The sequence below is a fragment of the Enterobacter sp. MALB-1 genome (genome assembly GCF_041021625.1).
Classification (GTDB): Bacteria; Pseudomonadota; Gammaproteobacteria; order Enterobacterales; family Enterobacteriaceae; genus Enterobacter; species Enterobacter oligotrophicus.
Window position 1 is genome coordinate 4,111,628 of record NZ_JBDPJL010000001.1, and the last position, 17,419, is coordinate 4,129,046.

The window sequence follows — 17,419 nt, forward strand, 5'->3', positions numbered from 1 at the left end:
AAATTCGTTCCTTACTCCCCGTTAAAACAGGCCTAACAGGTCATTGAAAATCTGGTTACCGGTGGCAATCACCTTGACGTTGGACTGGTACGCCTGCATATACACCTGCAGGTTAATCGCCTCTTCATCCTGGTTGACCGCGCTGAGGTTGTTGCGCTGGAGCTGGGCCTGGTCGAGAACCCCTTTCGCCGCATCCAGTTCGCTCTGGGATTTTTTGCTGGCGATGCCCACGTTCGAGATGATCGCCGCCGCCCCTTCATTCAGGCTCATATTGCCCATCCCGCCGATATCAACCTTTTTATTTTTCAGATCAATCAGCGCCTGAAGGTTGTCGCCGTTACCCTGCTCATCGGGAGAGCCAGACAGAGCCAGTTCGTCAGGCTTAAGGTCGTTCACCTGTAAAATTCCGGCAGGGTTAGTCAGATCGAAGGTAAACAGCGGCTTACCAGGATTGCCATTCTTATCAAAACCTTGCGCGAGCTGATCGTTGAACATGGTGGCAACCGCTTCCGCCATCCCCTGCACGGAAGCCTGCATCTGTGCCAGATCGCCGGTTTCATAGTCGTACAGCGCACCGAGCTGGCCGCCCGTTGAAGGGTTGAGTGAAAAGGTGGTGTTCGAAAAACTCAGGCTCAATACAGGATTACCGCTACCATCCAGGCTACAGCTCAACTCCCCGGCCACTTTCCCGCTCACCAGCGGCTGACCGTTTTTCATCGACACGGAATAGCTGCCGGTGCTGTCTTCCGTCACTTTAACGTCAGCGTAGGTACTGAGCTGTTTTACCAGCTCGTCACGCTGATCGCGCAGTACGTTACTGTTGCCCCCGGTTGATTCCATCTCCATGATTTTTTTATTGTAATCAGCGATACCGTCCGTCAGGCTGTTGATCTGCCCGACCATGGTGTCACGCTGGTTGGAGACCGACGTTTTCTGGCTGTTGATAAAGTCGTTCATGCTGTTGAAGCGCGTCGCCAGAGAGCCCGCCTGGTTCAACAATTGCTGACGGTTCGCCTCACTTTCTGGCTCTTTTGTCAGCGCGCTCAGCGCCGCGAAAAAATCATCCAGACCGGTTCCCAGGCTGGTGGAATCGGTGCCGATCACTTTTTCCAGCGAGCTGAGGTACTGGTTGTTGATGGTGTAATATTTCTCTTTGCTGTTGCTCTGCCACACCTGGCTGGTCAGATACTGATCCGAAACACGGCGGATACTGTCTACCTGCACACCGGCCCCGGCGGACATTCCACCCTGGCCCATCGTCACCACGGAGCTTTGAATAATGCCCTGGCGGCTGTAGCCTGGCGTCAGAACGTTGGAGATGTTCATGGAGGTCACGCTCATCCCAAACTGCGCCGCCTGCAAGCCACTCCAGGCAATGTTGATCATGTTCATTGATTACTCCTGCCCACGACGCATAACGGGTATGACCGGGGGGGTTAATTGCTGAGGATGCTCTTGTAAAGCGGCCATACTCTGCGAATTCTTAAGCGGTGCCTGCGCCTGCGGCCCCAGTTGCGCAATGATCATCTGCGCAATACCGGTGCTGCGTTGCGATGCCAGCTGAGAGGTCAGCTTGTCGTCGTAAAACTCCTGCATCATGCGCTGCTGCTTACTGTCGAACGGGTTGTCGTCCACCAGCGCCTGCGACGCTTTACGCATCTCTTTCATCATGGAGCGCAGGAACATGGCTTCAAACTGTTCAGCCGCCTGCTCAAGGTTTTGTGGTTTGACCTGCCCGGTCATGTCGCCGGGCAGCAGGGGGGAACGAGGGGCGATCGCATTTAACATAACCACTCCTTAAATCACCACCAGCTCGGCATCCAGCGCACCGGCTTCATGCAGAGCCTGCAGGATTGCCATGGTGTCATCCGGCGATGCGCCGAGGCTATTCAGCGTGTTCACAATACTGCGCAGGCTGGTTCCGGCAGCAAGGGTGACCATTTGCCCACGACCGCGATCGACATTCACGTCACTCTCCGGCGTGACAACCGTCTGCCCCTGGCTAAATGCTCCCGGCTGGCTGACGCTGGAAGATTCACGAATGGTAACCGTCAGGTTCCCGTGCGAGACGGCTGCGGCGCGAACAACCACGCCATTGCCAATCACCACCGTACCGGTACGGGCATTGAACACAACGCGCGGCGGCTGTTTACCGGCATTGATCTGCACATCTTCCAGCATCGACATAAACGCCACGCGTTCGCCCGCAGAAAGCGGAGCATTAACCACCACGTTGGTCGCACTTTGTGCCGTAGCCGTGCCCGAACCAAACGCAGTGTTGAGCGCAACCGCGACGCTGTTAGCGGTTTTAAAGCTCGGACGTTTCAGGTTCAAAATCACCTGGTTGTTTTGCTGAAAATCAGACGGAATCTCACGTTCCACCGATCCCCCGTTTGGCACGCGCCCTACGGTTGGGGTGTTGATCGTCACGCTGGAGCCGCTGTTACCTTCCGCTTTCACGCCGCCGACCACCACGTTTCCCTGTGCCAGGGCGTAGACTTCACCGTCTGCGCCGCGCAACTGCGTCAGTAGCAGTGTCCCGCCACGCAAACTTTTCGCGTCACCGATAGACGAAACCGTCACGTCAATGGCCTGACCACGGGCGTAACCCGGCGGCAGCGTGGCGCTGATCGCCACGGCGGCCACGTTTTTCACTTTGGGATCGATTTTCGTCGGCAACTGCACACCAAACTGGCGCAGCATATTGGTCACCGACTGGCTGGTGAATTTCACCTGGTTTTTATCGCCGGTGCCGTCCAGCCCCACAACGAGGCTGTAACCTACCAGCTGGTTACCACGCACGCCCTGGATGTCCACAACGTTACCCAGACGTTCCGCCAGCGCGCCTGTCGTCCACAACAGCATCAGAAATAGCATTGCCTTACGCATGGCAGACTCCATTAAATAGGGAACAGTGGATGGTTAAAGAAGCGGGTTAACCAGCCTGCGGAATTGGCATCGCTCAGCGCGCCGCGTCCCGCATAGGAGATACGTGCGTTAGCAATACGCTGCGATGAAACCGAGTTGTCACGCTCAATGTCCTCGGCACGCACCAGCCCCGTCACGCGCATATATTCATCGCCCTGATTAAGGGTGAGCCATTTCTCGCCACGCACCGCCAGCACGCCGTTAGGCAACACCTTATAGACCGCAACGGTGATGGCACCGCGCAGGCTATTTTGCTGCTGTGAGGTGGCATTACCGTTAAAGTTACGGTTGCCGTCGATCGAGCCTGAGAGCTTGTCAACAGAATGGCCAAAGGCCTCCGGCACGCCGATGGACACATCGTTTTTCTTACCGAAATTGGTCCGCGCCTGTTTGCTTGCCTGGGTTGACTCATCGAGCTTCACGGTCAGGATGTCGCCCACACGATAGGCACGGCGATCCTGCGTTAAAGACCAGTTGTAGTTGGCGTTATACAGACCACCGCCCTGCACCTGGGCAGACGGCATGGAAAAATCTTCCGGCGGCGCATAGGCCGCGTCGTCTTTATGTACCAGCAGCGCCGGGCTTTCACACCCGGCCAGCAGAAGTACAAAAAAGCCGAGAACACACTGCTTTTTCATTTTTCGTTCACTTCACTTCACGCATTACATCGACTGCGTGACAAACTTCATCATGTCGTCCGCGGCAGAGACCATTTTGGCGTTCATCTCGTAGGCACGCTGGACGGTAATCATATCGACCATCTCTTCCACCACCTGAACGTTGGAGCCTTCAAGCGACCCCTGCTCAAGCTGACCGAAAGCCTCTTCCCCCGCGACACCCTCAACCGCTTCACCGCTTGCGGCCGTTTCGCGATACAGGTTGCCGCCGATGGCTTCAAGCCCAGCCGGATTCACAAAGTTCACCAGGGTGATCTGCCCCAGCTCAACCGGTTCCGTTTCGCCCGCAACCGTCGCCGTGACGGTGCCGTCTTTGCCAATCTGGATATCTTTCACGTTATCCGGCAGCTCAATTTGCGGCACCAGTGGCAGCCCCTGGGCGTTGGTCAGCAGGCCATCCGGGTTCTTCTGGAAGTTACCCGCGCGGGTATAGGCAATATCGCCATCGCTGGTTTCTACCTGGAAAAAGCCCTGGCCGGTGATCGCCACGTCCAGCTTCTGCCCGGTGTTCTGAATATTGCCGGTCGAGAACTCTTTCTGGGTGCCGACAATTTTTACGCCAGTACCAAACTGGATGCCGGTTGGCGAGGTGTTGTTCTGATCAAGCTGACCGCCCGGCGTGCGCTGATTCTGATAAAACAGATCGGCAAACATCACGCGATCGCGCTTGAAACCGGTGGTGTTGACGTTCGCCAGGTTGTTAGAGATGGCGCTCATCTTCGCGTCTTGCGCGGCAAGTCCGGTTTTACTGATCCATAAAGCGGGATTCATCGTTATTCCTTACTCAATCAGGTATTACGCAACAGACGGTTGCCTGCCGTGGCCAGGTCTTCCGCGGCCTTCATCATTTTGATCTGCGCTTCAAACTGGCGGTTAAGCGCGATGCTCGACACCATTTCGTTGATGGCCGAGACGTTGGAGCTTTCAAGATGGCCGGAAACCAGCTCGACCTCTTCCGTCCGTGGGTTGACGTCAGCACGGGTGACCATAAATCCGGCGGCGTTTTTGCTCAGCTGGGAGGCGGGAATATCCACCAGCTTGATGCGGTCAACGTCCATCTGCGTCGCGACATTGCCATCATCCGGCACGATAGAGATCACACCGTCGTCCGCAATGCTGATGGCGGAAAACGGCGGCAGTACAATCGGGCCGTTATCGCCGGAGACAGGCAAGCCATCGATGGTGAGATCGCCTTCCGGCCCCACTTCAATTTGGCCGTTGCGGGTATAAACCTCCCGGTTACCGCTCACCAGCGCGATCAGCCCGCTGCCTTTGATAGCGACATCCAGATTGCGCCCGGTATCACGCGTTGCGCCTGGCGTCAGGTCGACGCCGCCCTGCTGCTGCTGCACCAGGTAACGGGAGGCGTAACCCTCCCCCTGGATTTGCTGCGACATGGCACTGTCGAGATCGTGACGGAACCCTTGCGTGTTCACGTTCGCCAGGTTGTTGGCATGGATCTGCTGTTGCGACAGGCTCCGGGACGCGCCGCTCACGGCGGTATAAATTAAATGGTCCATTACACCGCCTGGAACAGCGCCGTCATCATGCTGTCGTTGGTGCTGATCACTTTGGTGTTCGCCTGGTAATTACGCTGCGCGGTCATGAGCCCGACCAGTTCCGCCGTCAGGTCAACGTTAGAGCCTTCCAGCGTGTTGGAAGTCAGCGCACCCAGCAGGCCGGTGCCCGGTGTACCGGTCAATGGCGCGCCTGAGCTGGCGGTTTGTGTCCAGGTGGTGCCGTTTTGTGACGACAGGCCGTTCGGGTTGGCAAAGGTCGCCAGGAGCACCTGCCCCTGCAGCAGACGCTCACCGTTAGAGAAGGTGGCATAGACGCTGCCGTCTTTATCGATCATCTGCCCGGTACGCTCGCCGGACGCGTAGCCGTTGCCGTTGTTTTTACTGACGGAGAAGTCAGAACCGAACTGCGTGGTGCCGTTGTAGCTCAGCGCCAGTTCGATACTTTCTGCACCCGGAATATCGGCCTGAATATTGACCGTGCCGTTTGGGGTCTCCAGCACGCCCTGCTCGGTAAAGGTCATTTTCTGCGTGGTGCCCATATCCTGGTCATCCATGTAGTAATGCACTTCCCATTCGTTATCGCTGGTTTTAACGAAATATTGCTTCAGGGTATGTTCACGCCCCAGAGAGTCATACACCTGCGTGGCATACGTGTGGTTATAGGACGTTTCGTCGGTCGGGTCGAACGTGGTGGTGGTTGGCAGCTTTTCGTTGGCATTGAGGTTAGCCGTGAAATCGAGCGTGCTGGTGGCCTTCGCTGGCAGCGAGCCGCTGCTGATGGTCAGGTTACCGACAGTACCGGTCTGGATCACGCCATTGGCATCGACCGGATAACCCTGAAGATACATGCCCTGGTTGTTGATCAGGTTGCCGAGGCTGTCCGTCTGCATGTAACCGGCACGGGTATAAGCGGTGGTGCCCGAGCTGTCGCGCATCACGAAAAAGCCATCGCCGTTGATCGCCAGGTCAAGGCTACTGGCAGAGGAAAAAATGCTTCCGTTTTTAGAGATACTCTGCGCGATATTGGTCACGCCCACACCCAACGGCTGGCCTTCGGCATACAGGGACGCAAACTCCGCACGACCCGATTTAAAGCCGACAGTACCGGAGTTCGCAATGTTGTTGGAAATCGCACCCAGCTGTTGGTTAATGGCATTTAAGCCAGAAATAGCAATATCAAAGCTCATAATTGTTCCTGATTAACTCATTAATCCCTTTGGGTTTTTGTCTTGCGACTGCCCAAACTGTGTGATGTTGTTGTAAGCCACCTCACCAACGCCGGTGATATTCAGCACGGTTGGGCTGCCATCAAGCGGAATACGCACGTTGTTCACCACGCCGCCCACTTCAACCGGTACTTTGGTTTCCTCTGTATCGGTTACCACGGAAAGGGTGTATTTCCCCTCTTTCAGGCCCAGCTCTTCAGGATCAATGTTGAAATTCACCACGCCCTTTTCCTGCTTGCCCAGCTCGATTTTGGTCTCGTTGCCACTCTCATCTTTTACGATGACGGTAACGGTATTGGCGGCATGACCCAGCGTCAGGCGACCATCAATATTGGTACTGCCATCGGTCTCGACGGTGTCGGTCTGGACCATCACTTTCTGACCCACCAGGTTGCCCGTGGAGAGTGTCTGGAGGTTGTCCATCAGTACCGCGTTGTTCGCCATTAACTGGGACATCGTTTCCATGGACTGCACCTGCGTCAGCTGCGCAAGCTGGCTGACATACTCCGTACCGTCTGTCGGGTTCAGCGGGTCCTGGTTCTGGATCTGCGCCACCAGCAGCTGCATAAACAGGTTATTCATGCCTGCTGCGGTGTTGTCATTCGCCGTCACGCCGCTGTCGTAAGGGGTCGTGCCGGATTGAGTGGATACTCCATTCACGCTCATGAATTACGCCTCTCCAAGACGCAGCAGGCTTTGCTGCATGCTTTTTACATTGTTAAGAACATCGACGTTGGTTTCGAAGTTACGGGACGCGGACATCATGTCGGCCATCTCTTCCACCACGTTGACATCCGGATACCAGACGTAACCGTCTGCATTCGCCATCGGGTGATGCGGCTCATAGCGCTGCACCGCATTACCCGAAGAGACAACATCCAGCACCTGTACGCGCGCGCCGGTCAGCGCGTTGTCGCTCATGAGCTGGTCGTTTTGGTAAACCGCAGCAAAGACCGGGCGGCGCGCTTTATAGACATTGCCCTCATCCATCGCCGGGGTTTCGGCGTTGGCGAGGTTACTGGCGATGGTATTCAGGCGGACGGTTTGCGCCGTCATCGCCGAACCCGAAACTCGGTAAATATCGCTAAAAGCCATTTTTAGTTACCTGATTCAATCACTTACCTTCAATTGCCTTCTTCAGGCCGGTGAATTTCATATTCAAAAACGCCAGGCTCATCTGATAGTCCTGCACATTTTTTGAAAACTCCGCCTGCTCCACATCCAGCGCGACGGTATTGCCGTCCGAGGAGGGTTGGTAAGGCACGCGATACATCTCCTGCGGCGCTGAGTCGGGAAAGAAATCCCGCTGTGAACGTTGCATCTCCGCGGCAAAATCAATATCTTTAGCCTGGAAATTGGGTGTATCGACGTTAGCCAGATTTGCTGAAAGCAGTTCCGCCCTGGAAAGTCGAAGTGCTACAGCCTGCGGATGAACGCCCAATGCCTTATCAAAAGTAATACTCACAACTCACTCCTTTCTGATGATGGACACCTGCGATAGTCCGTGTTGCTACAGCCTTTAAAGCAACTATCGTGCCAGGTTTTTAACATCATGAATTTAATAAGTTTTTCACTATCACCCTCTGTAAAAGGGAAGGTCTTTTTCCGCCACGCTGTATCGGTAGCGCTACTGTGCCTTTTTGCACTGCCTGCCAGCGCACAGCCGCAGAATTCCACCGCCCGTAAGCAGGTCTATGCTCGCGTACAACAGCAGGCCGCAGAGACCATTCGCCAGGAAGCACTGCGTAACGGCTGGGAGGATTACCAGGCGAAGCTGAATCTGTTTATTCCCTCTGAAATTGCGCAATACGCCCCCTGCCCCGCACCGCTGAGCGTGAGCATGCCCGGAGGAGAGCACCTTGATTTGCGTCGCCTGCGGTTCGACGTGCGCTGCGACGCAGGCAATGGCTGGGATGTCGCGGTCACGGTAAAACCTGACATTTACCTGCAGGTGCTGATGACGAAAGAGACCCTGGAACGCGGCCACGTAATTGCCGCCTCCGACCTCACGCGGCGGAAATTTAATATCAGTAACTTGCGCAGCGGCTATCTCACTCGCCCGGATGACGTGATCGGCTTAACCCTGAAGCGCCGTACCCGCGAACTTCAGCCACTGAGCATGAGCCAGCTGGATTCACCGGTGATGGTGGAACGGGGACAGCGCGTACTGATGGTGGCCAATCAGGATGGCGTCGAAGCGCGCACCATGGGCATTGCCAGTAAAAAAGGACGCAAAGGGGAGATGATCAAAGTCAAAAACGAAAGCAGCGAGCGTGAAGTCACTGCGATGGTGGTTGATATGGGCGTGGTCAGAACCGGCTACACCGCCCCCCGGTAAAAATATTTCACCCGGTTTAAGTTTGCTCTGTGATGCGCCGCTTTACGGGTATAAGGCACCGGGAAAGGCCGTTTCCGCGATGAGGCCTGACGAAAACGATCAATAAAAAATCCGAAGATGGAGTAATGCGATGAAAGTGACATCAACCCAGTACGCAATGACCAGCGCAGTCAACCAGGCCAGTTCCACGGCCCCGACTCGCACGACGAGCGCTGATGAGATGAAAACGTCACGAGCCGCTGCCATCGATCCTGTACTTGGCGATGCGCAAAGCCAGCTGGCCGCTCTGCCGGAAGTTGATATGGCGCGCGTTGCGAGCATGAAAGACGCGATTGCGAACGGGAAAATTAGCGTGGATATCGACTCGCTGACCAGCGCAATCGAGAAATATTATCAGAGGTAACAATGAGTAACGCCGCACAGTGCGTAAAAATGCTGGTCCAGGGCATGGTTGAAGATCGTGAAACATACAGCCAGCTGAAAACCCTGCTTGCCGATCAGCGCCAGTGGCTTATCGCACGCGATGCAGCAAAACTGGATCAGTTGAATCCGCAGTTGATCTCCCTGTATGAGCAACTGTCGCATAACAGTAAACAGCGCTACCAGTTACTCACCCAGCTGGGTATTCCTGTCGGCACACCCGGCCTGCGCACGCTTTTCTCCCGCCTTCCTGCTCAGCATCAAAGCCAGCTCAATACGCTCTGGAATTCACTTGAACAGATTGCCGCTGAGTGTAAATCGCTCAATGACAATAATATTACGGTGCTGTCGATGCAGCAGGAGATCCTGCAAAATCTGTTAAATATTAGTGAGCCGGAAAACTGGCTTTATGAGCAGCTTTAACTTTCACAGAAATAAACAATGTCATCCGAAAACGAAAATATCATCAACACTATCATTTCCCAGTATATGGCAAACGCGCATAAACAAAAGGCGCACTATGAAGATATGCTGCCTAAAGTTAAGCTGAAACGGCATAACATGGAACATTGCCAGCTATTATTAGACAGAGACGAGTTATTATCATTACTGCCTAAAAATGGCGTTGTTGCGGAAATTGGCGTTGATAAAGGCGACTTTAGTGAAAAGATCCTCAATATCTGCTCCCCGGAAAAACTTTTCCTGGTAGATGCCTGGCACACAGAACGCTACCACGACGGGCTTTTCGAAAGCGTAACGGCTCGCTTCTCGAAAGAGTTAGAAGAAAACGTTATAGAAATCAAACGTGGGCTCTCCGTCGAAACAGCCAGCCAGTTCGCCGATCGCTCACTTGACTGGGTATATATTGATACCGACCACTCATATGAGACCACAATCCGTGAATTGTGTGCATACGCCGAAAAAGTAAAACCTGGCGGCATCATCTCCGGCCATGATTACACTATGGGTAATTTTGTTAAATGGTATCGTTATGGTGTTATTGAAGCGGTCCATCAATTCTGCGTTGCCTTTGACTGGGAGCTTATTTTTATCACTGCTGATGTGACAGAAAACCAAAGTTTTGCGATCAGGAAAATCCAGTGAACGAAAAAAACCGCCTTCATCAAACGAGTATACCCGCCGATTTACCACTCGAACAATTAATGGTTTTATTTAAGGGTGCCACAGAAAATGGGTCATCGGTCATGCTTAAAGGGGCGGACCCGGACAGATTCCATGAACTGGCGTTGTACTTCAGCCGTGAAAGTTATTTTTGCACCGGGCAGCCGGAGCAGGATCACTATCATTTCTCACCGCTTTTAAAAAATAAACAGAGAATTCTTGTTACCGCGACACAGGATAACTTCCATTTTGTGCAGCCTGTGATGCGTCTTATGCGTGAACAAGGCCATTACGTGACAACGCTCAGCAGTGAAGGACTGAACCAGCAGACACTGCTAAATGCGCTTCGCCATTGCGATGTCGCGTGGTTTGAATGGGGAGATGGTGCAATTATTCCGGCCAGTAAATTGCCGAAATATTGCAAAATAGTCTGCCGGATGCATCGTTATGAATTGTACAATCAGTCATATATGCAGGCGGACTGGCAAAAAGTCGATGAGGTTATTTTCGTCAGTGAGGCGATGAAAAACCGTTTCGTAACATCAATGGGTGATAAACTTCCGTCTGAACTTAAAATTTCCGTAATCGCCAATCTCACGGAACATCAACCCGTTATAACCTCCACTTCTCATCGACATCCTTACCATATCGCCTGCGTTGCACGATTTGCCCCTCAGAAAAACCTCATAATGCTTCTTCCAGTATTACAAATGCTGGTTAAACATGAACCCCGATTTAAATTATTTATTGCCGGACGCATTGAAGACACGTGCCTTTATGACTCGTTTAAAGAACTGGTTTCACTCTATGGCTTAAATGATAATGTCATGATCTGTGGCACAATCGCTTCATCTGAGATGGCGAAATGGTATTCAGATAAATCATTTTTACTGTCAGTGAGTTACAACGAAGCCCATCCGATGGGGATCTTCGAAGGCATGCTGGCAGGTTTGAAACCCGTTGTTTTCCACGCGCCGGGGGGTGTTAGTGAATACTTGCCAGCAGAATATCTTTTTATTAACCCTGACGATGCGGTAAAAAAAATCATAGCCGGCAATCCAGATCCGACTCGTTATGCGATTGAAGCATCAGAACTTTTACAAAAACGTGCAGAACCAGAGCGGTATCAGCAGATATGGGAAACGAATACACAGGCATCATTTCTCTTTTCTGTCATCATTCCTTGCTACAACCGGGAAAAATACCTTCTCCCGGCCGTTGCATCAGCACTGAACCAACGGGATCATCATTTTGAAGTTATCGTCGTTGATGACGGTTCAACTGACCGGAGTTTGCAAACCATTGCGCATATTGACGATCCCCGTTTAAAAATTATTCGTAAGCAGCATACCAACGCACCAGATACCCGTAACTACGGCATAGAGCACGCTCGTGGTGAATATATTGTTTGGTTAGACAGTGACGATCTGTTGCACAGCAATGCGCTGAGCCATTATCGAACGCTTTTGCAACGCTGGCCTCAGGCGGATGTCTTATCGTGTGGAATGGAAATATTGGGAAAAAACAATCAGTATTTCTCACTCTATAATCACCCGCCCAAAAAATGGTTAAACTATCTACCGCAAGGGAATTTTATTTCTAATCCGGGCTGTTGTGTACGCCGCACCCTCTATAAAGCAGTCGGGAATTACAATACGACGTTTTTACGCGCACATGATTATGAATTCTGGTCGAGAGCGGCAGGTGTGGCAAAGATTGCGTTTACGGAACGATGCAATATTGCTTATCGCCTCCATGAAAATAATCTGACAGGATTAGGTAAGCCTGTAGATACGCTTTATGAATACTTAATTTTTAACGCAATTATTCAGCGTTACAGAAAAGAAGAACTGTTCCCTGGAAAAACCCGTCAGGAAATTGATGAATTCATTACTCATCGCAAGTCCATGCTGCTGGAGGAGACAGGGCTTGATAATACCATTATCGTTCTGGATGCCATCTCGTTGCCTCTGGAGCAACTGCCCGTACTCCTGCAATTACTTGGAAGCCAGGATGACAGGAAATTCCATGTAGTTATTGTTTCTAATAAACCGTTACCGTTTTCCGGCCTGCCAGTGTTAATTTCCGGGACATTAGAAAACACTGTATTAAGGGAATATGCGTGCAATACGTACCCTGGCAAGCATTGCCGGTTCTTTTCACTCGACCAGGATGTTCAAAACACGCCTCATCTCATAAGCGATGTGAAGAATGCGCTGCTAAATAATACTGTGCTTCCTGCCGGAGTACAGCGGCTCTCTGTATAGCCTTTGTCATTGACGATAAGCTGCCGGCCCTGAACGGTGCTGGCAGCTTATCAATAAGATCAGATTATAGACAGCCCACATAGCAGCGTGTAATCCGCATGGTTGTTCCCGTCATCTTCCTGCGGCTGCTGTGTCTTCCAGTCGTACCACGCGCTAAACAGCGCAATAAAATCATCCACAGTTAGCGTTTCGTTATCTTCAAGCCACAGGCTGCACAGCATCTTCAGCTGGAAAAACTGACGTGTTAAAGACTTCAACGCCACACCATAGTTGCTGGCATTGCGGCATGGAAAATGCTCGCTGTACAACCGGTACAGCAGCACGTTACGCGCGATAAAGGGTTGCTCCGACAGCAATGGAATCACCTTCATCTCCAGCTCGCGCAAGCGGTCCTGTAAACGTGCCGGTTGCATCACGGCCAGCTCACTGAGCTTAAACATCAGCATCATCTTCTGCATACCGGAGACATTCACATTAAGACGCATCGCCCCCATCTCACCAAGCGCTTCAACACGGTTGATCTCAATCGGCGGCAGCAGAGAAAGTTGCTCATTAAGAATGCCACTCTGCGCCAGCTGCGCGAGTTCATTACCCATTACCGCCAGACGCTGCGGATCACGCTGGTTCTCTTCCAGATAACGCTGCGCCTTGCTGAGCAACACGCCAATCGCATACAGGCTACTTTCCAGCGTCAACGCGGGATGAACGGCGATATTGATACATTGCTGGTTAAGTGTCTCATCCCAGGCATTATCGTCCCGAACGCTATCTGATTCGGCTTCATCGGTATGGAGCAGAAACGCCTCCGGATTGAGAAGAATTTCACGCGCCGCGCTTTCACAGGCCGCGTTAAGACTGTCACGCTGCTGGTTGCCAACGGTCAGGCGCGTTTTAGGCCAGTCGCCTGACGCCACCTGGCAGGCGGGGCAATCGCAGGACGCGTTACGCGCGTTAAACCGGATCACGTATTCAGGCTGGTAGTGTTCAATCAAGTCCATACATGCTGCTCCAGCCGCTGCAATGGCGGCGTTTGTCATTGAAAATTTTTACGGAAAAACCAGTGTGTGCAGTCGATAACCTCGCCGCTCATCGGGTCTTTACCTTCGGGTAAAAAAGCGAAGCTCGGCTGGAAGCCAAGCCAGCAGTGCGACTGCATCTGTTCTGGCCAGCAGTCATCAAGGCTTTGTGCCTGCCGGTAGTGCTCAAGCAGCGTCGGGATATACGCGCCATTCACGGCATAAGCGCAACCACAACCGCCGTCCAGCACGCGTGCCACGCCGGGAAGCGCCTTGAGAGGTGAAATACGGTTGTAGCGTGCGCCCAGCAACACGACCTGCCAGTCGATATGCGGCAACCGTGTCAGCAGCTGGTTGACGGTTTTCAGGGACATCTCCTTGCGCACAAACTTCACTGACGTATCAAGGAGAAGCACGCTGCCCCACTGTTCACGCTGCGCCTGTTCCAGCACCTGGCAGTGCCTTTCAAGCTCGCTGTGAAGCGGGTTGTTGGCAAACGGCACCAGTTGATCGCCCTTCAGCCCCAGCGCCACCAGCGCCTGCATCTGGCTTGCAAGCACATCGGAATGCTGCGGATCGTAAAGCACCGCCACCTTGTCAAACGCCTGCCACTCAACAGAGGCACTTAGCGGAGCCTGGCTTAAGCGCCGGTAGTGGCTCAGCAAGTTCCGGTCAGTAACGAAATCTTCCAGCGTTAAGTCCACGGGCGTTGAGGTGCCGAGGACGAAATCTTTATCGTATGTGTTAGCGCTGTGGGAGATGCAGAGGATCGCCTGACGCGGATCGATCTGCTGGACTGGCGTAGTGTAGTTGTTCAGAAACGCCTGCTCTTCCGCCAGCCTCGCGGTATCTTCATAGCGATGATTTTTCAGGAGATTGCGGTGATAGCCAAAGGTGCCGTTAAGCGCATGGCGCTCACCAAATGCATGCGTGCGGTAAATTTTATCGAGGTGGCTATACCAGATATAAATGGTATCGCTGCCGGAAAACAAGGCGTTGTTATCCTGCATGGCCGCCACCTGCATGCTGATTTTATTCGGCGGATAGTAGTCATCATCATCGAAACAGATGATGTATTCGCCTTTCGCCATCTCATTGAGCAGATTGCGCTTTTTGCCCAAACCAAGCCGCTCCGGGCTGTGAACATAGCGCACCGTACACGCCGCCGGATCAACCATCATGTTAATCAGGTCTTCATTGCTGTGCTCAGAGTCATCCAGAATGATGAGCTCGCGCTTTTCTGCAGGGTAATCCTGGTACTGGAAGATATAGAGCAGGTAGGGCAAAAAAGCGCGGCGGTTCCAGGTCGGACAGACCACGCTGACAAAAGGTGTATCGCGTTTTATTTTTTGCTGCTGGCGTTTCAGCAGGGCCTGCATCAGGTTTTTTGTCATCTTATCGCTGCCGTTGTGCCTGTTGTTGTCGTAACCAACACTGTGCCGACATGGCATCCGTGATTTTCTGATCGCGGCGCTCCTGCGCCAGGCGAAGCGCATCACGTCGGGATGCCAGCACCTGCTCCAGACTTTTTTCTTTGCGCGATTCCGCCAGCAGATTTCCCTGCAGCTTTTGCGCCTCCACGCTTGCCAGCGCCTGCTCCTGCTTTTGCCAGTCAATGACGCGTTGAATATGGCGCTTATAGACCGACTGATTGCTGAGCATTACCGCACTCCCCTGTATCTCCTGAACGGTGCTGGTGACCAGGTTCGACAGCGCGTGTATGTTCTTTTCCAGCCGCTGGCACAGCTGCTGCTGGGAGGCCAGTTTAACGCTGAGATCCTGCACCGCGCGGTTACGCATCTGGTGGAGTTGCTCAAGGGTATAAATGATCTTCTTCATCGTGAATTATCCTGCCTGCGCCAGTACGTTCAGATCGGCAATGGTCTTGTCGAGCGGCGCGGCGTTTTGCACTTCCTGCTGCAGAAATCGGGTAATCGCTGGCGAGAGGTTTACCGCCTTGTCAGCCATTGGGTCGGCACCCGCCACATAGCCGCCGAGGGGGATCAGCGGTTTGATGCTCTGATATTCAGCGTAAAGCTGCTTCAGGGTTCGGGCGGAAAGCTGGTGTTCCCGCTGCGTCACCTGGCTCATACAACGACTGATAGATTGCGCGATATCGATCGCCGGATAATGTCCGGCTTCCGCCAGCTGGCGCGACAGCACAATGTGCCCGTCCAGCACGGCGCGAGCGCAGTCCACAATCGGGTCTTGCTGATCATCGCCTTCTGCCAGCACGGTATAAATCGCGGTCATGGAGCCATGACTCTCGCTGTTGCCCGCGCTTTCAACCAGCCGGGGGATTAAGCCAAACGCCGAAGGTGGATAACCTTTGGTGGCTGGCGGTTCGCCCAGAGAGAGCGCGATTTCACGCTGCGCCATGGCATATCGCGTGAGGGAGTCCACCAGCAGCAGGACATCTTTACCTTTGTCACGGTAGTAGCTGGCAATGGTGTGGCACAGCTCAGTGGCTTTAATACGCATCAGCGGCGATTCATCCGCCGGTGCTGCCACGATCACCGACTTACGGCGTCCGGCCTCACCCAGCGAATGCTCAATAAACTCTTTTACTTCACGGCCACGCTCGCCAATGAGCCCTACCACCACCACTTCCGCCTGGGTGTAGCGAGTGATCATCCCGAGCAGCACGCTTTTCCCCACGCCACTGCCCGCCATCAGCCCCACACGCTGTCCTTTGCCGATAGTCAGCAGGCCATTGATCGCCCGTACACCGACGTCAAGCGGAGCGTCTACCGGCTGGCGCTTCAGAGGATGCACCTGCGGCAACTGCTGTGGCAGCACCGTGTCTCCGGTCAACTTGCCCTGATCATCTATCGGCTCACCTAAGCCGTTAACCACGCGTCCCAGCCACTGATCGCCAATCAAAACCCCGTGTTGTTTATCCATCGGGTAGACGCGCGCCCCTGCAATCAACCCTGCGGGCTGTTTAAAAGGCATGAGGAACGTGACATCGCGATCAAATCCCACGACCTGCGCGTCAATCAACTCCCCCTCCGCGCCTTCGACCTGGCAAAGCTGGCCCACGGCAAGACGGCAACCCACGCATTCGAGCAAGATCCCGGCGACGCGTACCAGCCTGCCCGCCACACGCGCCAGGTTAATGTTTTCCAGGGAGCGGAGGACTTGCTCGAAATCGGCGTCACTCATCGTGAGATTCCGGCAGCAGGTTCGCTTTCAGGGCATCCATACACTGGTCAAGGCGATGCTGGCATCCAACGTCCATTTCGGTGGTGTTGGTGATCACGCGGCACTCGCCGGGCGGCAGTTCGGGATCGGCCGTCAGCCCCCAGTGCACCACTTTTTCAGGCTCCGCCTCGCTGATACGGCGATGCTCGTCGCTGTTTAACAGCACTTTGACCTGCTCCGGCTGCTGCGGTAATGCGCTAAGCGCCTCTTCCACCAGGGTGAGAATTTGTGTCGGATGGAGGGAAAGTTCGCAACGAATCACCTGGCGGGTGACTTTTTCCACCAGTTGCAGCAGCTCTTCGCGGCGGCGTTGTTCATAGTTCGCCATGAACGCTTCCATCGACGCGATAATGCTGTCCAGGGGATGGGCAGCTTCCAGAAATTGCTGACGCGCCTGCATTTTTCCCTCGGAGCGCCCTTTACGCACGCCCTCGTCAAAACCCAGGCGCAGCCCTTCCTGATATCCCTCTTCTTTGCCCTCTTCCATTCCCTGCGCAAAACCGCTGTTCAGGCCATCCTGAAAACCTTGCTGAAGCTGCGCCTGAATGGCCGCCCCGTCGACGGCATGCGTACTTTCTTCAGGATGTCCTTGCACCACGCGGCGTTTACGCAGCGGCGGGAATTTGTGCAAACGCGGCTTGATCACCGCCTGACGGCTATTGGTCAGTGCACTCAGGGGTAAGCTCTGTTTTTTATACATG

20 protein-coding genes are annotated in these 17,419 nt (G+C 53.7%); 5 read left to right on the forward strand and 15 right to left on the reverse strand.

Annotated elements, in window-relative coordinates; translation table 11 throughout:
• Positions 1-21: 21 nt before the first annotated feature.
• From flgK to flgB, 10 genes are read right to left on the reverse strand one after another with little or no spacing between them, the layout of a single operon-like run.
• Positions 22-1,392, reverse strand: a complete 1,371-nt coding sequence (gene flgK, locus ABGB15_RS19735) for a flagellar hook-associated protein FlgK (protein ID WP_215723584.1) — start codon at positions 1,390-1,392, stop codon at positions 22-24.
• A 3-nt stretch (positions 1,393-1,395) separates the two neighbouring features.
• Positions 1,396-1,788, reverse strand: coding sequence for a rod-binding protein (locus tag ABGB15_RS19740; RefSeq protein ID WP_152083087.1), 393 nt, complete (start codon positions 1,786-1,788; stop codon positions 1,396-1,398).
• A 9-nt stretch (positions 1,789-1,797) separates the two neighbouring features.
• A complete protein-coding gene (locus ABGB15_RS19745) occupies positions 1,798-2,889 on the reverse strand; it encodes a flagellar basal body P-ring protein FlgI (protein WP_225903581.1) in 1,092 nt (363 codons plus the stop codon).
• Positions 2,890-2,900: 11 nt separating this feature from the next.
• A complete protein-coding gene (gene flgH / locus ABGB15_RS19750; protein WP_152083085.1) occupies positions 2,901-3,566 on the reverse strand; it encodes a flagellar basal body L-ring protein FlgH in 666 nt (221 codons plus the stop codon).
• A 24-nt stretch (positions 3,567-3,590) separates the two neighbouring features.
• Positions 3,591-4,376 (reverse strand): flagellar basal-body rod protein FlgG, encoded by a 786-nt coding sequence (gene flgG, locus ABGB15_RS19755; protein ID WP_152083084.1) that lies wholly within the window; start codon positions 4,374-4,376, stop codon positions 3,591-3,593.
• A gap of 17 nt (positions 4,377-4,393) precedes the next feature.
• Positions 4,394-5,125 carry a flagellar basal body rod protein FlgF gene (locus ABGB15_RS19760; RefSeq protein WP_215723582.1) on the reverse strand — a complete coding sequence of 244 codons (732 nt, stop codon included), beginning with the start codon at positions 5,123-5,125 and terminating at the stop codon, positions 4,394-4,396.
• Positions 5,125-6,312, reverse strand: a complete 1,188-nt coding sequence (gene flgE, locus ABGB15_RS19765) for a flagellar hook protein FlgE (protein ID WP_152083082.1) — start codon at positions 6,310-6,312, stop codon at positions 5,125-5,127. Before flgE ends, ABGB15_RS19760 begins: the two co-directional genes overlap by 1 nt.
• A 12-nt stretch (positions 6,313-6,324) precedes the next feature.
• Entirely contained in the window at positions 6,325-7,017 is a 693-nt protein-coding gene (flgD, locus tag ABGB15_RS19770) for a flagellar hook assembly protein FlgD (protein ID WP_152083081.1), read from the reverse strand.
• A gap of 3 nt (positions 7,018-7,020) precedes the next feature.
• Positions 7,021-7,446 (reverse strand): flagellar basal body rod protein FlgC, encoded by a 426-nt coding sequence (gene flgC, locus ABGB15_RS19775; protein WP_152083080.1) that lies wholly within the window; start codon positions 7,444-7,446, stop codon positions 7,021-7,023.
• Between the two features lie 19 nt (positions 7,447-7,465).
• Positions 7,466-7,816: a flagellar basal body rod protein FlgB gene (gene flgB / locus ABGB15_RS19780; protein WP_215723581.1), complete on the reverse strand. Its 351-nt coding sequence runs from the start codon at positions 7,814-7,816 to the stop codon at positions 7,466-7,468.
• An 87-nt stretch (positions 7,817-7,903) separates the two neighbouring features.
• Here flgB and flgA point away from each other — a divergent pair, with 87 nt between their 5' ends.
• The 5 genes from flgA to ABGB15_RS19805 all read left to right on the forward strand — a co-directional run bounded on the left by flgA (position 7,904) and on the right by ABGB15_RS19805 (position 12,498).
• Positions 7,904-8,689 (forward strand): flagellar basal body P-ring formation chaperone FlgA, encoded by a 786-nt coding sequence (flgA, locus tag ABGB15_RS19785; RefSeq protein ID WP_215723580.1) that lies wholly within the window; start codon positions 7,904-7,906, stop codon positions 8,687-8,689.
• 130 nt (positions 8,690-8,819) lie between these two features.
• Positions 8,820-9,092, forward strand: a complete 273-nt coding sequence (flgM, locus tag ABGB15_RS19790) for a flagellar biosynthesis anti-sigma factor FlgM (protein WP_152083078.1) — start codon at positions 8,820-8,822, stop codon at positions 9,090-9,092.
• A gap of 2 nt (positions 9,093-9,094) precedes the next feature.
• A complete protein-coding gene (locus ABGB15_RS19795; RefSeq protein ID WP_215723579.1) occupies positions 9,095-9,532 on the forward strand; it encodes a flagellar protein FlgN in 438 nt (145 codons plus the stop codon).
• Positions 9,533-9,550: 18 nt separating this feature from the next.
• Entirely contained in the window at positions 9,551-10,213 is a 663-nt protein-coding gene (locus ABGB15_RS19800) for a class I SAM-dependent methyltransferase (protein ID WP_152083076.1), read from the forward strand.
• Positions 10,210-12,498, forward strand: coding sequence for a glycosyltransferase (locus ABGB15_RS19805; protein ID WP_215723578.1), 2,289 nt, complete (start codon positions 10,210-10,212; stop codon positions 12,496-12,498). The genes ABGB15_RS19800 and ABGB15_RS19805 overlap by 4 nt, the downstream gene beginning before the upstream one ends.
• Before the next feature lie 59 nt (positions 12,499-12,557).
• Here the strand turns inward: ABGB15_RS19805 and ABGB15_RS19810 are convergent, their stop codons facing one another.
• Genes ABGB15_RS19810 through fliH form a run of 5 tightly spaced genes read right to left on the reverse strand, consistent with a single transcriptional unit; the run spans position 12,558 to position 17,418 of the window.
• Positions 12,558-13,496 carry a hypothetical protein gene (locus ABGB15_RS19810; RefSeq protein ID WP_215723577.1) on the reverse strand — a complete coding sequence of 313 codons (939 nt, stop codon included), beginning with the start codon at positions 13,494-13,496 and terminating at the stop codon, positions 12,558-12,560.
• Between the two features lie 35 nt (positions 13,497-13,531).
• Positions 13,532-14,908 carry a glycosyltransferase family 2 protein gene (locus ABGB15_RS19815; protein ID WP_369064266.1) on the reverse strand — a complete coding sequence of 459 codons (1,377 nt, stop codon included), beginning with the start codon at positions 14,906-14,908 and terminating at the stop codon, positions 13,532-13,534.
• 1 nt (position 14,909) lies between these two features.
• Positions 14,910-15,353 (reverse strand): flagellar export protein FliJ, encoded by a 444-nt coding sequence (fliJ, locus tag ABGB15_RS19820; RefSeq protein ID WP_215723575.1) that lies wholly within the window; start codon positions 15,351-15,353, stop codon positions 14,910-14,912.
• 6 nt (positions 15,354-15,359) lie between these two features.
• Positions 15,360-16,679, reverse strand: coding sequence for a flagellar protein export ATPase FliI (gene fliI, locus ABGB15_RS19825; protein WP_152083071.1), 1,320 nt, complete (start codon positions 16,677-16,679; stop codon positions 15,360-15,362).
• On the reverse strand, positions 16,672-17,418 hold the full coding sequence (gene fliH, locus ABGB15_RS19830; RefSeq protein ID WP_152083070.1) for a flagellar assembly protein FliH: 747 nt from the start codon (positions 17,416-17,418) through the stop codon (positions 16,672-16,674). Before fliH ends, fliI begins: the two co-directional genes overlap by 8 nt.
• Position 17,419: the final 1 nt, after the last annotated feature.

Excerpts from the sequence above, each read along its gene's own strand:
- flgK (WP_215723584.1), bottom strand. The coding sequence starts at position 1,392 with ATGAACATGATCAACATTGCCTGGAGTGGCTTGCAGGCGGCGCAGTTT.
- ABGB15_RS19740 (WP_152083087.1), bottom strand. The coding sequence starts at position 1,788 with ATGTTAAATGCGATCGCCCCTCGTTCCCCCCTGCTGCCCGGCGACATG.
- ABGB15_RS19745 (WP_225903581.1), bottom strand. The coding sequence starts at position 2,889 with ATGCGTAAGGCAATGCTATTTCTGATGCTGTTGTGGACGACAGGCGCG.
- flgH (WP_152083085.1), bottom strand. The coding sequence starts at position 3,566 with ATGAAAAAGCAGTGTGTTCTCGGCTTTTTTGTACTTCTGCTGGCCGGG.
- flgG (WP_152083084.1), bottom strand. The coding sequence starts at position 4,376 with ATGAATCCCGCTTTATGGATCAGTAAAACCGGACTTGCCGCGCAAGAC.
- ABGB15_RS19760 (WP_215723582.1), bottom strand. The coding sequence starts at position 5,125 with ATGGACCATTTAATTTATACCGCCGTGAGCGGCGCGTCCCGGAGCCTG.
- flgE (WP_152083082.1), bottom strand. The coding sequence starts at position 6,312 with ATGAGCTTTGATATTGCTATTTCTGGCTTAAATGCCATTAACCAACAG.
- flgD (WP_152083081.1), bottom strand. The coding sequence starts at position 7,017 with ATGAGCGTGAATGGAGTATCCACTCAATCCGGCACGACCCCTTACGAC.
- flgC (WP_152083080.1), bottom strand. The coding sequence starts at position 7,446 with ATGGCTTTTAGCGATATTTACCGAGTTTCGGGTTCGGCGATGACGGCG.
- flgA (WP_215723580.1), top strand. The coding sequence starts at position 7,904 with ATGAATTTAATAAGTTTTTCACTATCACCCTCTGTAAAAGGGAAGGTC.
- flgM (WP_152083078.1), top strand. The coding sequence starts at position 8,820 with ATGAAAGTGACATCAACCCAGTACGCAATGACCAGCGCAGTCAACCAG.
- ABGB15_RS19795 (WP_215723579.1), top strand. The coding sequence starts at position 9,095 with ATGAGTAACGCCGCACAGTGCGTAAAAATGCTGGTCCAGGGCATGGTT.
- ABGB15_RS19800 (WP_152083076.1), top strand. The coding sequence starts at position 9,551 with ATGTCATCCGAAAACGAAAATATCATCAACACTATCATTTCCCAGTAT.
- ABGB15_RS19810 (WP_215723577.1), bottom strand. The coding sequence starts at position 13,496 with ATGGACTTGATTGAACACTACCAGCCTGAATACGTGATCCGGTTTAAC.
- ABGB15_RS19815 (WP_369064266.1), bottom strand. The coding sequence starts at position 14,908 with ATGACAAAAAACCTGATGCAGGCCCTGCTGAAACGCCAGCAGCAAAAA.
- fliJ (WP_215723575.1), bottom strand. The coding sequence starts at position 15,353 with ATGAAGAAGATCATTTATACCCTTGAGCAACTCCACCAGATGCGTAAC.
- fliI (WP_152083071.1), bottom strand. The coding sequence starts at position 16,679 with ATGAGTGACGCCGATTTCGAGCAAGTCCTCCGCTCCCTGGAAAACATT.
- fliH (WP_152083070.1), bottom strand. The coding sequence starts at position 17,418 with ATGTATAAAAAACAGAGCTTACCCCTGAGTGCACTGACCAATAGCCGT.